Origin of the sequence: Rhizobium leguminosarum, from assembly GCF_004123835.1 — a bacterium.
GTDB classification, from domain to species: Bacteria; Pseudomonadota; Alphaproteobacteria; order Rhizobiales; family Rhizobiaceae; genus Rhizobium; species Rhizobium leguminosarum_M.
The window spans coordinates 301,329-316,457 of record NZ_MZMU01000003.1 but is presented as its reverse complement, the minus strand read 5'-3'; the positions used below and the strand labels follow the sequence as shown (position 1 = coordinate 316,457).

The 15,129-nt window shown below is 61.6% G+C and carries 12 protein-coding genes; 10 read left to right on the top strand and 2 right to left on the bottom strand.

Features of this window, described 5'->3' with window-relative positions; all coding sequences use genetic code 11:
- The first annotated feature begins 7 nt into the window (after positions 1-7).
- The 7 genes from B5P46_RS05285 (at position 8) to B5P46_RS05255 (ending at position 7,338) form a co-directional block, all read left to right on the top strand.
- A complete protein-coding gene (locus tag B5P46_RS05285) occupies positions 8-193 on the top strand; it encodes an acetyltransferase (RefSeq protein WP_245456107.1) in 186 nt (61 codons plus the stop codon).
- 286 nt (positions 194-479) lie between these two features.
- Complete coding sequence (gene osmF, locus B5P46_RS05280) at positions 480-1,388, top strand: glycine betaine ABC transporter substrate-binding protein OsmF (protein ID WP_129417798.1); 909 nt, start codon at positions 480-482, stop codon at positions 1,386-1,388.
- Between the two features lie 58 nt (positions 1,389-1,446).
- Positions 1,447-2,613, top strand: a complete 1,167-nt coding sequence (locus B5P46_RS05275; protein ID WP_129417797.1) for an ABC transporter permease — start codon at positions 1,447-1,449, stop codon at positions 2,611-2,613.
- Positions 2,610-3,554, top strand: a complete 945-nt coding sequence (locus B5P46_RS05270; protein ID WP_129417796.1) for an ABC transporter ATP-binding protein — start codon at positions 2,610-2,612, stop codon at positions 3,552-3,554. The genes B5P46_RS05275 and B5P46_RS05270 overlap by 4 nt, the downstream gene beginning before the upstream one ends.
- Positions 3,551-4,300 carry an ABC transporter permease gene (locus B5P46_RS05265; protein WP_129417795.1) on the top strand — a complete coding sequence of 250 codons (750 nt, stop codon included), beginning with the start codon at positions 3,551-3,553 and terminating at the stop codon, positions 4,298-4,300. Before B5P46_RS05270 ends, B5P46_RS05265 begins: the two co-directional genes overlap by 4 nt.
- A gap of 107 nt (positions 4,301-4,407) precedes the next feature.
- Entirely contained in the window at positions 4,408-4,803 is a 396-nt protein-coding gene (locus tag B5P46_RS05260) for a VOC family protein (protein ID WP_129417794.1), read from the top strand.
- 81 nt (positions 4,804-4,884) lie between these two features.
- On the top strand, positions 4,885-7,338 hold the full coding sequence (locus B5P46_RS05255) for a glycoside hydrolase family 2 protein (RefSeq protein ID WP_129417793.1): 2,454 nt from the start codon (positions 4,885-4,887) through the stop codon (positions 7,336-7,338).
- 444 nt (positions 7,339-7,782) lie between these two features.
- Here the strand turns inward: B5P46_RS05255 and B5P46_RS05250 are convergent, their stop codons facing one another.
- The gene (locus B5P46_RS05250) at positions 7,783-8,175 is read right to left on the bottom strand and encodes a PRC-barrel domain-containing protein (protein WP_129417792.1); all 393 of its coding nucleotides are present in this window, start codon (positions 8,173-8,175) and stop codon (positions 7,783-7,785) included.
- Between the two features lie 262 nt (positions 8,176-8,437).
- On the opposite strand from B5P46_RS05250, the gene B5P46_RS05245 reads away from it, so the two are divergent.
- The 3 genes from B5P46_RS05245 (at position 8,438) to otsA (ending at position 14,057) form a co-directional block, all read left to right on the top strand.
- Positions 8,438-10,138 carry a long-chain fatty acid--CoA ligase gene (locus tag B5P46_RS05245; RefSeq protein ID WP_129417791.1) on the top strand — a complete coding sequence of 567 codons (1,701 nt, stop codon included), beginning with the start codon at positions 8,438-8,440 and terminating at the stop codon, positions 10,136-10,138.
- A 180-nt stretch (positions 10,139-10,318) separates the two neighbouring features.
- Positions 10,319-11,944, top strand: coding sequence for a glucose-6-phosphate isomerase (gene pgi, locus B5P46_RS05240; RefSeq protein WP_129417790.1), 1,626 nt, complete (start codon positions 10,319-10,321; stop codon positions 11,942-11,944).
- 697 nt (positions 11,945-12,641) lie between these two features.
- Positions 12,642-14,057 carry an alpha,alpha-trehalose-phosphate synthase (UDP-forming) gene (gene otsA / locus B5P46_RS05235; protein ID WP_129417789.1) on the top strand — a complete coding sequence of 472 codons (1,416 nt, stop codon included), beginning with the start codon at positions 12,642-12,644 and terminating at the stop codon, positions 14,055-14,057.
- Between the two features lie 75 nt (positions 14,058-14,132).
- On the opposite strand, the gene B5P46_RS05230 is transcribed toward otsA, so the two are convergent.
- Positions 14,133-15,095: an acyl-CoA desaturase gene (locus tag B5P46_RS05230; protein WP_129417788.1), complete on the bottom strand. Its 963-nt coding sequence runs from the start codon at positions 15,093-15,095 to the stop codon at positions 14,133-14,135.
- Between the last annotated feature and the right edge of the window lie 34 nt (positions 15,096-15,129).

Below are 15,129 nucleotides of genomic sequence, written 5' to 3'. Positions count from 1 at the left end.
TGTGTTCATGAAAAAAGATATCCCTGCCTCCAGAGAGGCGGGCTATCGTTCGATCATAGAAAAAATCCGGGCGGCGGGACCCGCAACAGAGCACCGGAGCATCGTGGAAACACGCAAGGAGACAAAAACAAATCGCGCCGGCCCTGGAAAAGGGAATGTGTTTCCGCGCGCGGAGGTGCATTCGCCGCCATAATCGTGCCGCGACCGCAAATACTGGAGGTGCCTTGCATCGATTTTTCGGGCATGCACGCTATTTCCATCACGCACGCAATTCCGGCATGATGGCGGCTTGGTCGCCTTAGCCGGCGGGTTTTCCTGCGCGCAAGCCTCCCGCCAAGGGCTTGGGCAACTGCATAATTCCTGAGATCGGAACCGATTTCAGGATAAATTATGCAGAAATTCAAAGTGCTACAGCGTCCTTGCACGTCTGAAAGACGTGCGGCGCTGTAGGTCAACGGTGTTTAACAAGGGGATATTCCATGCTGAAGAAACTCGCACTTGCCGTTTCGCTCTCCGCCTTCGCGGTGGGTGCGGCCCATGCCGCCGACGTCGTCGTCTCGTCGAAGATCGACACCGAAGGCACGCTGCTCGGCAACGTCATTGCGCTCGCTCTCGAAGCGAACGGCATCAAGACGCAGGACCGCATCGCGCTTGGCGCAACACCCGTCGTGCGCAAGGCGATCACCGCCGGCGAAATCGACATCTATCCGGAGTATACCGGCAATGCCGGCTTCTTCTTCAACAAGGCCGATGACGCCGCCTGGAAGAACATCGACCAAGGCTATGAGCTGGCGAAGAAGCTCGATTACGATGCCAACAAGATCGTCTGGCTGACGCCGTCGCCTGCCAACAACACCTGGGCGCTCGCCGTGCGCAGCGACGTGGCCGACCCGAACAAGCTGAAGAGCCTCACGGACTTTGGCAAATGGGTTGCCGGCGGCGGTGCCGCCAAGCTTGCGGCCTCCGCCGAATTCGTCAATTCGGCCGGCGCGCTTCCCGCCTTCCAGACGACCTACGGCTTCCAGCTGAAGCCCGACCAGATGGTCGTTCTCTCCGGCGGCGACACGGCGGCAACGATCAAGGCGGCCGCCGACCAGACGAACGGCGTCAACACCGCCATGGTCTACGGCACCGACGGCGCGATCGAAGCGGCCGAACTGACCGTTCTCGAAGACGACAAGAATGTGCAGCAGGTCTATGCCCCGACGCCGATCATCCGCGAAGAGGTGCTGAAGGCCAATCCGAAGATCGAGGAAGTGCTCTCGCCGATCTTCAAGAGCCTGACCGCCGACGAGTTGCGCAAGCTCAACGCCAAGATCCAGGTCGACGGCGAGCCGGCAAAGTCGGTCGCCGAAGCCTATCTCAAGGAAAAAGGCTTCCTGAAGTAGTCATTGCCCGCTCCGCCCGTTCGCGGGCGGAGCCTCCTTTGCTGACAGGGTTGATTTGATGGAAGAAACCTTAGCGGTCCGTAAACTGGACCGGCTCGGCGTGGTTCTGGTGGCCGGCGGCATCGCGGCAACGGCACTGATGCCCTTCATTTACGTGAAGGCAAACCGCATCGCCGCCGGCAAGCCGATGCTGCTGATGCAGCTTCTTCCCCAGCCTTCCGTCATCATCCTGACCGTGCTTCTCCTTCTCACCGCCTTCGCCACGCTGTTCCTCACCAATGCGGTGGCCCGGCTTGTCATCGCCACGCTCTGCCTTGCGGCGCTGATCGTTGCGATCGGCCTCGTCTCGACGGCGGCAACGCCGCCCGGCAGCACGGTGGCGCGCATGACGCCCGGCGGCGGCTTCTGGGTGCTGTTTGCCGTGATCGGGCTCGTCATTTCCGATGCACTGGTGAAGATCCGGCTGGCGCCGTGGATGCGGGTCGCAGCCCTGGCAGCCTATACGGCGCTGCTCTTCATCTCGCTCTCCTCCGGCCTGCTCGACAGCCTTTCGATCATGAAGGAATTTTCGACGCGGGCCCCGCAATTCGAGACCGAAGCGATCTCGCATCTGCTGCTGGCGTTCGGCTCGCTTGCCATCGCCATCATTCTCGGCTTGCCGCTCGGCATCCTCTGCTTCTGGGTGCCGAAGCTGCGCGCCATTGTGCTGCAGGGGCTGAGCCTCATCCAGACGATCCCGAGCCTCGCGCTCTTCGGCCTGTTGATGCTGCCGCTCGGCTATCTCGCCACCCATGTGCCGCTCGCCGCCGCCATCGGCATCCGCGGCATCGGCACGGCGCCTGCCTTGATTGCGCTGGTGCTCTATTCGCTGCTGCCGATCGTCGCCAACACCGTCGTCGGCCTCCAGGGCGTCGACCCTTCGGTGCGCGACGCTGCGGCCGGCATGGGGCTGACGCGCTGGCAGATCCTGACCGGCATCGACATGCCGCTCGCCTTCCCGGTCATCCTCACCGGCATCCGTATCGTGCTGGTGCAGGCGATCGGCATGGTGACGATCGCCGCACTGATCGGCGGCGGCGGCTTCGGCATCTTCATCTTCCAGGGGCTCGGCCAGACGGCCATGGACCTCGTCCTGCTCGGCGCCGTGCCGACTGTCTTCTTCGCCTTCTCATCGGCCGTCATCCTCGATGCGGTCATCGAAAGCATCCGGGGATCCGCCGCATGACCATGATCGAGATCAGGAACGTCACCAAGCGCTATGGCGCCGCCACTGTCGTCGACGACGTCTCGATGAGCGTCGAGAAGGGCGAGATCACCGTCATCGTCGGCACGTCGGGCTCCGGCAAATCGACGCTGATGCGGATGATCAACCGGCTGGTTCCGATCACCGAAGGCGAGATCTTCGTCGGCGGGCAAAATGTGATGGACGTGCCGGTGACCGAGCTTCGCCGCAAGATCGGCTACGCGATCCAGGGCCACGGCCTCTTTCCGCACCGGACCGTGGCGCAGAATATCGCCACCGTGCCGCAGCTCCTCGATTGGGATGCCGCCCGTATCGCCAAGCGGGTCGAGGAATTGCTCGGGCTTTTCAACCTCGATCCAGCGACCTTTGCCGACAAATATCCGCACCAGCTCTCCGGCGGCCAGCAGCAGCGCGTCGGCGTCGCCCGGGCGCTGGCGGCCGAACCGGAGCTGCTGTTGATGGACGAACCCTTCGGCGCGCTCGATCCCGTCATCCGCGGCAAGGCGCAGGACGACCTCCTGGCGATCCAGAAGCAGTTCGGCACGACGGTTATTCTCGTCACCCACGACATGGACGAGGCCTTCCATCTCGGCAACCAGATCGCGGTGATGAGCCAGGGCAAATTGCTGCAATGCTCGACGCCGGAAAAGATCCTGACCGAACCCGCCGATCCCTTCGTGCAGCAATTGACCGGCACCTCCGACCGAGCGCTGAAGCTGATGTCGCTGCTGCCGCTGAAGGAGAGCATGGAGCCGGCAAAGAGCGGTCTCGCCTATGCCCTGCCGCAGTCGCTCAGTCTGCGCGATGCACTGGCCGAAATGATCTGGCAGGGGGTCGACGAGGCGGCGGTGCAGGACGGCGAGAAGGCGCCGGTGGGTTCGATCTCGATGACCCGGCTTCTCGAACTGGGCCGCAAGGCATGAAGCTCCTCGTCGCCAATCTCTTCCGCCTGGCGGCGCTCGCCCTGCTCTTGATCCTGCTGTTCAGGACGGAGTGGCTTTCCTTCCTGCTCACGCCGCTGACCAGCAACAATGCGCCTGCCGTCTATACGCAGAACAGCCTTGCCTCGCTTGCCGCCGGCCATCTGCAGCTGGTGATCGGCTCGATTATCTGCAGCGCCGTGCTCGCCGTTATCGGCGGCATCTTCGTGACGCGGGAAAGCGGGGCTGATTTCCTGCCGCTGTCGCGTGCCATCGCCAATGCCGGGCAGACCTTTCCGCCGGTTGCGGTGCTGGCGCTTGCCGTTCCCGCGACCGGCTTCGGCGCCATGCCGACGCTGATTGCGCTCTTTCTCTACGGCCTGCTGCCGATCTTCGAAAACACCGTCGCCGGGCTGAAGCAGGTTTCGCCGCAAGTGCTCGATGCCGCCGACGGCATGGGCATGAACGGCACGCAGCGGCTGTTGCGGGTCGAACTGCCGCTTGCACTGCCGCTGATCCTCGAAGGCTTGAAGGTGGCGACCGTGATCAATATCGGCACGGCGACGATCGGCTCGACGGTTGCGGCAAAGGGCCTCGGCGAGGTCATCATAGCCGGGCTGATTTCCGACAATACCGCCTTCATCCTGCAGGGCGGTCTGATCGTCGGCCTGATGGCGGTGCTGATCTATGACGCTATGGGCCTCGTCGAAGGGGCGATCACCCGAAGAATCGGCTTGCGCCCGGCGTAGGAGGACGGGTACCAAGACTGCCGTAACTGCTGCATAATTCAAAGTGCTACAGCGTCCTTTGCGCGTCTAAAAAGACGCGCGGCACTGTAGTGCCATGGGAGGCAGACTTGGCGAAGATGATCCACTCCATGATCCGCGTTCTCGATGAGGCGCGCTCCGTTGAATTCTACGAGAGGGCCTTCGGCCTTTCGGTCGCCGACCGCGTCGATTTCGAAACCTTCACATTGATCTATATGAGCAGTGCCGAGACCGGCTTCGAGCTGGAACTGACCGTCAACAAGGGTCGGACCGCGCCCTATGACCTCGGCAATGCCTATGGCCATCTTGCCGTCTCGGTCGAGGAGGTGGCGGTCGAGCGAGAGCGGCTGTCGAAGCTTGGGCTCAAGCCCGGTGAACTGGTGGAGCTCAACCGCGACGGCAAGCTCTTCGGCCTGTTCTTCTTCATCAGCGATCCCGATGGCTACAAGATCGAGGTGCTGCAGCGCCACGGCCGGTTTCTCTGAGGCATCTGACGCCGAACCACCGATCCGTTCCAAACCACAGATAATCCCACAGCTTCAAGCGGCATGCATCAGGAGCCCGCCATGATCGAAAAGACTGCGCTCAACTCCGGCTGGACACTCTCCTGTAACGATACAGCAAGGCTTAGCATGCCGGCTGCGATACCCGCGACGGTGCCGGGCTGCGTGCATCTCGACCTTCTCGCCAACCGGCTGATCCCCGATCCCTATATCGACGTCAATGAGATCACCAATGACTGGATCGGCAAGACCGACTGGACCTATCGCTGCAGCTTCGAGGCGATGCCTGGTGATGGCAGGGTGCAGGAACTGGTCTTCGACGGGTTCGATACGATCGCGGTGATCTCTCTCAACGGCGAAGAGATCGGCCGCACCTTCAACATGCACCGCACCTATCGTTTCGACGTTTCCCCACTGCTGAAGTCCGGCGCGAACGAACTCACGGTCACCTTCCGCTCGGCTTACGCCTATGGCGCGGAGATGGAAAAACATTATGGCTACCGTCCCAACAACTATCCGGGACCGGGCAATCTGATGCGCAAGATGGCCTGCAATTTCGGCTGGGACTGGGGGCCGACGCTGGTGACGGCGGGCGTCTGGAAGCCCGTGCGGCTGGAAAGCTGGGATCGGGCGCGGCTTGCCGAAACACGGGTGTCGGCAATACTTGCCGGCGGCGACGGGCTGGTAAAAGTGCATGCCAGGCTGGCGCGGCAGGGCGACAAGACGCCGTTGAGGCTCGTCGCCGAAATCGGCGGCGTGACCAAGACAGTGGCGATCGCCGCCGGCGAAGAAGCGGTGGCCTTCGAGCTTGCCGTGCCCTCGCCGCAGCTCTGGTGGCCGCACCATCTCGGCGCACAGCCGCTCTATCCGCTGACGCTGAGGCTGGTCGACGAGATCAGCGACGATGTGCTCGACAGTTATCAGCGCGAACTCGGTTTCCGCTCGCTGCGGCTCGATACCGCAGCCGACGACCACGGCTCGGCCTTCACCTTCGTCATCAACGACGTACCGCTGTTCATCTGCGGGGCGAACTGGATTCCGGACGATTGTTTCCCCCCGCGGGTGACGGCCGAGCGCTACGCCGCGCGGATCGAGGAAGCAAAGGCCGCCAATATTCACATGCTGCGCGTCTGGGGCGGCGGCATTTTCGAGGCCGACGAATTCTATGAGGCCTGCGACCGCGCCGGCATGCTGGTCTGGCAGGATTTCCTCTTTGCCTGCGCCGCCTATCCGGAGGAGGAGCCGCTCAGAAGCGAGGTCGAGGCGGAGGTGCGCGACAATGTCGTGCGGCTGATGCCGCATGCTTCGCTGGTCCTCTGGAACGGCAATAACGAGAATATCTGGGGTTTCGACGAATGGGGCTGGCGGCCGATCATCAAGGCGGGCGAAAGCTGGGGGCTCGGCTACTATCTCGACCTGCTGCCGAAACTCTGCGCCGAACTTGATCCGGACCGGCCCTATTATCCCGGTAGTCCCTATTCCGGCTCGATGGAGATCGAACCCAATGCCGACGGCCATGGCTGCAAACATATCTGGGACGTGTGGAACGATGCCGGCTACGAGGTCTACCGCAACTATATCCCGCGCTTCTGCTCCGAATTCGGCTGGCAGGCGCCTTCGGCCTGGGCAACGATCGAAGAAAGCGTGCACGACGCGCCGCTGACGCCGCAATCGAACGGCGTCTTCCACCATCAGAAGGCGACTGAGGGCAATGACAAGCTGATCCGCGGCCTGTCCGGCCATCTCCCAGAGCCGCGGACAATGAACGACTGGCACTTCGCGACCCAGCTCAACCAGGCGCGCGCCATCCGCTTCGGCGTCGAGCACATGCGCTCGCATCGCGATATCTGCAAGGGTGCGGTGGTCTGGCAGTTCAACGATTGTTGGCCGGTGACCTCATGGGCAGCGCTTGATTCGGCCGGACGCCGCAAGCCGCTCTGGTATGCGCTGAAGGCAGCCTATGATCCGCGCCTGCTGACCATCCAGCCGCGCGGCGGCGGGCTTGCCGCCATCGCCGTCAATGAACGAACCCTGTTCTGGCGGGCGAAGATCAGCGGCAAACGCATGAAGCTCGACGGCACCGTGCTTGCCGAATTCGAATTCTGGCGCCTGCTCTGCGACCGCTTCGAGGCAAAGGAATTTCCGCTGCCCGAGGATATCGTCACTCCCGACTTACCGAAGAACGAGCTCATCGTCGTGCAGATGCTCGACCGGCGCGCCTTCCACTATTTCGTCGAGGATATCGAGCTTGCCTTGCCGGCACCGCGGCTTGCGGTCGATGTCACCAGCATCGAGGGCGGGTATGGGGTCAAGGTGACGGCGCAAAATTTCCTCAAGGATCTCTGCCTGATGGCCGATCGGCTGGATCCGGATGCCGTTGTCGATTCGATGCTGGTGACGCTGCTGCCGGGAGAGAGCCATGTCTTTGTGGTCAAGACGGCAAAGGCGATCGTGGCCGATGACATTACCATTGGCACCGTGCTGCGATCGGCCAACGATCTTGTTGTCGGACGGTAAATGGTATCGCTGCGCTGCCTTTCGGACCCATAAACGGTGCAAAGGGATATGCCGCAACGTCTCGACTCCCTCTTCTCCCCAGCGGGGAGAAGGTGCCCGTAGGGCGGATGAGGGGGCCGGCGAAGCCGGTCTTCCAACAACGTCCCTGCGGGGTTCGATCCCACCAGATCGTCTCGACCGCGCGCTTGCCGTCGGCGTTGGTGGGATAGGTGATTACCGGAGGATGTGCCGTGCAGCCCCCTCATCCGCCTGCCGGCACCTTCTCCCCGAGGGGAGAGGAGGAGATGCCGTGGCCTCTCCGTTCCTCGCACGCCTTGTAACACATCCTCGCCTCCCCGGTAGGCGGACAAGCCAGAGGATGCAGTAGAAAGACAAGGCCCGTCGCCAAACACTAAAAAGGCCCCGCATCTGCGGGGCCCTTCCAGCTCGGCCTATCGGACGACGTTACATCCAGTAGGGCGGCACGCCGTAGTAATCATAGACCCGGCGGCCATTGTCGTTGTACCAGGTGTCGTCATCGTCCGAATAGCTCGGGGCGCCTTCGATCTGCTCCTTGGTCAGGTCGATGCGATAGCCATCCAGCTGGGTGTCGTAGTTCAGCTTTTCCCAGGGAAGCGGATAGTGGTCGTGACCGATGCCAAGGAAACCGCCGAAGCTCAGTACGGCATAGGCAACACGGCCGTCGAGCTTTCCGATGATCAAGCGTTCGATCGAGCCGATATGCTTGCCATCGGCCCCATAGACACGGGTGCCTTCGACGCGGTCGCTGGCGATCAGCGACTGTGTGCTCTTGACATCCGGGTCACGGCGGGTGGCGTCAGTATCCTGGTTCAACATGGTGCACCTCCTTTTGGTGTTTCCTCATGATGGGTATGCAAGATCAACGTGATGGCGGACTCAAAGTTCCCATCCTTCCCACGATCTCGCGATGGGCGAACGTTGACGTTTACGTCAAGGTTAGTATAGCTTCATTCGGCTTGAACCGTTCAGGCAATGGCATAAGCTGCCGGACTGGAAGATGGAGGACTCTTCCAGTCAATTGCGGGCCAGCCGATTACCGGCTCGGCCGGCGCGGCAGCCGCAAGGGAGAGAGGATACGATGAACAGCATTTCCGTCCATCCGAACGGAGCAAAGCCCGACAAACCCTGGCTTGCCAGCTATCCCGATGTCGTTCCGGCGGAACTCCCGCCGCTGGAATATGCCTCGCTTACCGAACTGCTGGAAAAATCCTGCGCCCGTTACGCCGAGCGGACGGTGTTTTCCAGCATGGGCAAGGCGATGCGCTACCGCGAGTTGGAGAGCCAGACGCGCAAGGTCGCCGCCTGGCTGCAAAGCACCGGTCTTCAAAAGGGTGACCGCGTCGCCGTGATGATGCCGAACGTGCTGCAGAACCCGATCGCAACCTATGCCATCCTGCGCGCCGGCCTCGTGGTGGTGAACGTCAACCCGCTCTATACGCCGCGCGAACTCGAACATCAGTTGAAGGATTCCGGCGCCAAGGCGATCTTCGTGCTGGAGAATTTTGCCCGTACGGTGGAGCAGGTCCTCAACAAGACCGATCTGCGCCATGTCGTCGTCACCTCGCTCGGAGAAATGCTGGGGCCGAAGGGGCTGATCGTCAATTTCGTCGTGCGCAAGGTGAAGAAGCTCGTTCCCTCCTGGTCGATCCCTCAACACAAGAGCTTCGGGCAGGTGCTGCGCGAGGGTGCGGGAAAAAAGCTCCAGCCGGTCACGCTGACAGGCGGCGATATCGCCTTCCTGCAATATACCGGCGGCACGACGGGCGTTGCCAAGGGCGCGGTGCTGACGCATGAAAACCTGCTCGCCAACAAGCTACAGCTGTCGCTCTGGCTGCGATCGGCCTTCGAGCGCAAGAAGGAGCCGGAGGTGCTGAATTTCCTCTGCGCCCTGCCGCTCTACCACATCTTCGCGCTGACGGTGAATTCGCTGATGGGCATGTCACATGGCGCCCACAATATCCTGATCGCCAATCCGCGCGACATTCCCGGTCTCGTCAAGGAATTCGAAAAATCGAAGGTGCATATCTTCCCCGGCCTCAACACGCTGTTCAATGCGCTGATGAACAATGCCGATTTCGCCAAGCTCGATTTCTCCTCGCTGATCATGTCGCTCGGCGGCGGCATGGCCGTTCAGCGCCCGGTCGCCGACCGCTGGCTGAAGATGACAGGCACGGCAGTGACAGAGGGCTACGGCCTTTCCGAGACATCGCCTGTCGCCACCGCCAACCGCTTCGATTCGCCTGAGTTCACCGGCACGATCGGCCTGCCGCTTCCCTCCACCGACCTCGATATCCGCGACGAGGAGGGCAATTCGCTGCCGCTCGGCCAGGTCGGCGAGATCTGCATCCGCGGGCCGCAGGTGATGGCCGGCTACTGGCAGAAACCGGAAGAGACGGCGCGGGTGATGACTGACGACGGCTACTTCCGCTCGGGCGACATGGGCTTCATGGACGAACGCGGCTATACCAAGATCGTCGACCGCAAGAAGGACATGATCCTTGTCTCCGGCTTCAACGTCTATCCGAACGAGATCGAGGAAGTCGCCGCCATGCATGCCGGCATCCTCGAGGCCGCAGCCATAGGCGTGCCGGATGGGCATTCGGGCGAGGCGGTGAAGCTCTTCGTGGTCAGGAAGGATCCGAACCTGACGGAAGCCGAGGTGAAAGCCCATTGCATCGCCAACCTCACCAACTACAAACGCCCGCGCTTCATCGAATTCCGCACCGAGCTGCCGAAGTCGCCGGTCGGCAAGATCCTGCGCAAGGACCTGCGCAGCTGAATTTGACGATCTGATGAATTAGAGCCTTTCCTGGTCAGATTGAAGCTGACCGGGAAAGGCTCTCAGGGCCATCCGCTTGTCGCGGGTGGCTTTTTTCTATTTCGGCAGGTGGCTGAACTTGATTTGCGGGTGAGAAAGCGAATAGTTTCCGCAACCTTTCCGCCTCCAAAGGAGCCTCCCATGAACGCCATCGTCGAACAGCTGAAAAGCACCGCTGATGCCACCAAGGCAACCGATATCCGTGCCGCCTTCGCCGCCGATCAGCAGCGCTTTTCGCGCTTTTCCGTCTCGCTTGACGACCTGCTGATGGATTTTTCCAAGACGGCGGTGAACGACGACATCCTCAAGCTGTTGGTGAAGCTCGCCGAAGACGGCGGCGTCGAGACGAAGCGAGAGGAAATGTTCTCCGGCAAGGCGATCAATTTCACCGAGGACCGCGCCGTTCTGCACACCGCGCTGCGCAACCGCTCCAACACGCCGGTTCTGGTCGACGGCAAGGACGTCATGCCCGACGTCAATGCGGTGCTTGCCGCCATGGGCAAGTTTGCCGACGGCGTCCGCTCCGGCACGCTGAAGGGCGCCACCGGCAAGGCGATCACCGACGTCATCAATATCGGTATCGGCGGCTCGGATCTCGGGCCTGTCATGGCGACGCTGGCGCTTGCCCCATTCCATGACGGCCCGCGCGCGCATTTCGTCTCCAACATCGACGGCGCCCATATCGCCGACATCCTGAAGCTGGTGCAGCCGGAAACGACGCTGTTCATCGTCGCCTCGAAAACCTTCACCACCGTCGAGACGATGACCAATGCGCAGACGGCGCGCAATTTCATCGCCAAGGCGCTCGGCGAAGCCGCTGTGCAGCACCACTTCGCCGCCGTCTCGACGGCGCTCGACAAGGTCGCCGCCTTCGGCATCGACAGCGCCCGCGTCTTCGGCTTCTGGGACTGGGTCGGCGGCCGTTACTCGATCTGGTCGGCGATCGGCCTGCCGCTGATGATCGCCGTCGGCCCTGAGAATTTTGGCAAATTCCTCGACGGCGCCCATGCCGTCGACAATCATTTCCGTAAGGCGCCGATTACCGAGAACCTGCCGATGCTGCTCGGCCTGATCGGCTTTTACCATCGCAATGTGCTCGGCTACCCCACCCGCGCCATCCTGCCCTACGACCAGCGCCTGTCGCGCTTCCCGGCCTATCTGCAGCAGCTCGACATGGAATCGAACGGCAAGGGCGTCACCATCGACGGCACGCCGGTCGAAGGCAATTCCGGCCCTGTCGTCTGGGGCGAGCCCGGCACCAACGGCCAGCACGCCTTCTACCAGCTCATCCATCAGGGCACGAGCATCATCCCGGCCGAGTTCATGATCGCCGCCAACGCCTTCGAGCCGGAGCTGCGGCATCAGCATCAGCTCTTGATCTCCAACGTTCTCGCCCAGTCGGAAGCGCTGATGAAGGGGCGCACCTTCGCAGAAGCCAAGAAGCAGCTGACCGACAAGGGCATGGACGACAAAAAAGCCGATTTCATCGCGCCGCACCGCGTCTTTACCGGCAACCGTCCGTCGATCACCTTCGTCTACGACAAGCTGACCCCTTACGCGCTCGGCCGGCTGATCGCGCTTTACGAACACCGCGTCTTCGTCGAAGGCGTGCTCTTCCGCATCAACTCGTTCGACCAGTGGGGCGTCGAGCTCGGCAAGGAACTGGCGACGGGCCTGCTGCCGGTCGTCGAAGGTAAGGAAAGTGCCGCATCGCACGACTCCTCGACGCAGGGCCTGGTTGCGGCGCTGGCGAAGCTTGCGAAGTAAGCGCTCGAGATTGCCAATCACCATAACCCTCTGCCCGTTCTGACGGGGAGAGGGGATGTGCCCTGCGAGAGGTGAGTGAGGAACGGAGAGGTTGCGGCATGTGCTCTTCTCCCCTCGGGGAGAAGGTGCCGGCAGGCGGATGAGGGGGCCGCGCGGCACATCCTTCACCTCATATCCTATCCTGCCGGCGCCCTAAACACGGTCGAGACGATGCCAGCGCGGTCGAAGCCCGTATAGACGTTGTAAAGACCGGCTTCGCCGGCCCCCTCATCCGCCCTACGGGCACCTTCTCCCCGCTGGGGAGAAGAGGGAATCGAGAGGCTGCGGGATATCCCTTCACCCTTTTATTAGGGTCTGAGGGATGGGTCGGACCCGTGGCTCGCGGAGTGCTGGCCGCATCTGCCAGAAGGCATCGATGAAGAAAGGCCTGCGGTACGAAACCGGATCGAACGTTCTTCTAATCAAAAATTGTAGAATGAATTCTTTCAATTCGTTGGAATCGCCCTAGATTCAAGCAAAATCTGTGCGGAAATGCTCCGTTCGTTGTTCTTGTTGGCATCTGCACCGGGCCGCTCGCGTCCGGGTCGGCTCTGTCGATGTCGGCGCCTTTACTGCATGGTCCCTGCCAAGTTCAGGAGATGTCTCAAGACGCTCGTCACGCAGCGTTTTCATGTCCCATCTTCTTTAAAGGAAGCTCATGAGCCGTCTTATCGTCGTTTCAAATCGTGTTCCCATGCCCGCCAAAGATGGGAGCGCCGCTGCCGGCGGCCTAGCCGTCGCGTTGCAGGCAGCCCTGCAGGAGCGTGGCGGCATTTGGATGGGATGGTCGGGAGAATCGAGCGGGGACAGGGAACCTGGCCCGCTGTCGCAGCTGCAGAAGGGCAACATCACCTACGCACTGACCGATCTCACCGACACCGACGTCGAGGAGTATTATCGCGGCTTCGCGAACCGCGTTCTCTGGCCCATCTGCCATTATCGACTGGACCTCGCCGAATATGGCCGAAAGGAAATGGCCGGCTATTTCCGCGTCAACCGCTTCTTAGCTCACCGGCTGGCGCCGATGATCGAGCCGGACGACACCATATGGGTTCATGATTACCACCTCATTCCGCTGGCGGCTGAACTGCGCCAGATGGGGCTGAAGAACCGGATCGGCTTCTTCCTGCACATTCCATGGCCGCCGGCCGACATTCTGGTCACGATGCCCGTTCATGAAGAAATCATGCGCGGGCTCTCGCATTACGATCTCGTCGGCTTCCAGACCGACTACGATCTCCAGAACTTTGCCGGTTATCTGCGCCGGGAGGGAATTGGCGACGACCTTGGAAATGGATTGTTCGATTCCCATGGGCGGGTATTCAAGGCCGGTGCCTATCCGATCGGGATCGAGACCGCGGGTTTCGCCGAGTTCGCCGAGAAGGCCGCAAACAATATCATGGTACAGAAGACCCGGCGCAGCATTGAAGGCCGGGACATGATCATCGGGGTCGACCGCCTCGATTATTCGAAGGGCATCATTCAGCGGCTGGAAGCGTTCGAACGCTTCCTCACCAGCAATCCTGGCTACCAGAACAAGGTCACCTATCTGCAGGTCACGCCGAAGTCGCGATCGGAAGTTCCCGAATACGAACATATGCAGAAGATGGTCGCCGAACAGGCAGGCCGCGTGAACGGTGCCATCGGAACGGTCGACTGGGTGCCGATCCGCTATGTCAACCGATCGATCAGCCGCAACGTGCTTGCCGGCCTCTACCGGCTGGCGACGATCGGGCTGGTCACGCCGTTGCGCGACGGCATGAACCTCGTCGCCAAGGAATATGTCGCCGCTCAAGATCCCGATCGCCCGGGCGTATTGGTGCTATCGCGCTTCGCCGGCGCGGCCCGAGAGTTGAAGGGCGCGCTGCTGGTCAATCCTTACGATGTCGAAGGCACTGCCAATGCCCTCGCCAGGGGTCTTGCCATGTCGCTGGAGGAGCGCCGCGACCGCTGGAGCATGATGATGGAGCATCTGCTAACCCACGACGTCTCACTTTGGTGCGAGAACTTTTTGCGGGACCTGGTGCTTCCTCCCGAGCTTCGACCGGAGCGTGACTCCCGGATAGCCTCCTGATCGATCGGCATCGACCCGTCCTTCGGACCGGAGGGAAGAAGAGAGAATCGAGACGTTGCCGCAAGGAGGAGGCATTCACGGGCAAGATTCTGCGTGACCTGCTGCGTGATGCGGCGGATGACCGTCACCCGCCGTTTCAGTTGCGTCGATGCGTCTCAACCCCCGCCTTGGGACGATCATGTGTGGGAGCTTGATCGCCGAAGCCAGACCGAGCCTTGCCAGCAGCCGGATGAAATACCAACCGAGATCCAGCTGCCCCGGCTCGATGCCGAGCCGCGCCGAATCCGGAAAGGCGTGATGGTTGCCATGGAAGCTCTCGCCAAAGGTCACCAGCCCGAAACGCGGGAGGTTATAACCCTGCACCGCGACATCATCGACGCTCCAGCCCTGATGGCCGTCTCGATGCGCGAAATGACCGACCAGCCAGTGTCCGGTCAGCGACACCGATATCCGCACGGCAATACCCCAGACCACCCACGGCAGCCCGCCAAGCGCGAAGAGCACGAGTCCCAAGGGAACCTGCTGCGCCATCCATGTCGCCTCCAGGAAACGATAGAAGCGGTCGCGCCGCTCGCGCTCCTCGAGGACGAAACGCGGCGGATGCTCCAGCACCACGATGCAATGCATCTGCCAGAAGGCATCGATGAAGAAAGGCCGCCGATGGGCATAGAGGTCATGGCAGTCTCGCTGCCGTTGCGCCCAGTCGCGAATGTCGTGCGCGTAGATCATGCCGAAGGGGCCGGCCATGCCGACCAGCGTACCGAGATAGACGAGAAAGTGCTCTATCCAGATATGAGTGCTGAATGAGCGATGGATCAGCAGCCGGTGCATGCCGACCGAATGACCAAGGCAGATCGTGATGGCGGTCAGGAGGATAAAGACGGCAAAGGCGCTCCAGGTGAAGGTCAGCGGGCCACCAATGATGGCAATCAAGGTCATGGCGGTGATCCAGATCGACTTTGCGGGCATCCAGACCACTCTGCCCTTCACCGGATCGCTCCCGTTGTCGATCATTCGTCCAGTGGAAATACTGCTCATGACAAACTCCTTCCCATCGGGCGCATTCTCTACT

Bases quoted from the DNA above. Each gene is read 5' to 3' on its own strand.
- B5P46_RS05285 (WP_245456107.1), top strand. From the start codon at position 8: ATGAAAAAAGATATCCCTGCCTCCAGAGAGGCGGGCTATCGTTCGATC.
- osmF (WP_129417798.1), top strand. From the start codon at position 480: ATGCTGAAGAAACTCGCACTTGCCGTTTCGCTCTCCGCCTTCGCGGTG.
- B5P46_RS05275 (WP_129417797.1), top strand. From the start codon at position 1,447: ATGGAAGAAACCTTAGCGGTCCGTAAACTGGACCGGCTCGGCGTGGTT.
- B5P46_RS05270 (WP_129417796.1), top strand. From the start codon at position 2,610: ATGACCATGATCGAGATCAGGAACGTCACCAAGCGCTATGGCGCCGCC.
- B5P46_RS05265 (WP_129417795.1), top strand. From the start codon at position 3,551: ATGAAGCTCCTCGTCGCCAATCTCTTCCGCCTGGCGGCGCTCGCCCTG.
- B5P46_RS05255 (WP_129417793.1), top strand. From the start codon at position 4,885: ATGATCGAAAAGACTGCGCTCAACTCCGGCTGGACACTCTCCTGTAAC.
- B5P46_RS05250 (WP_129417792.1), bottom strand. From the start codon at position 8,175: ATGTTGAACCAGGATACTGACGCCACCCGCCGTGACCCGGATGTCAAG.
- B5P46_RS05245 (WP_129417791.1), top strand. From the start codon at position 8,438: ATGAACAGCATTTCCGTCCATCCGAACGGAGCAAAGCCCGACAAACCC.
- pgi (WP_129417790.1), top strand. From the start codon at position 10,319: ATGAACGCCATCGTCGAACAGCTGAAAAGCACCGCTGATGCCACCAAG.
- otsA (WP_129417789.1), top strand. From the start codon at position 12,642: ATGAGCCGTCTTATCGTCGTTTCAAATCGTGTTCCCATGCCCGCCAAA.
- B5P46_RS05230 (WP_129417788.1), bottom strand. From the start codon at position 15,095: ATGAGCAGTATTTCCACTGGACGAATGATCGACAACGGGAGCGATCCG.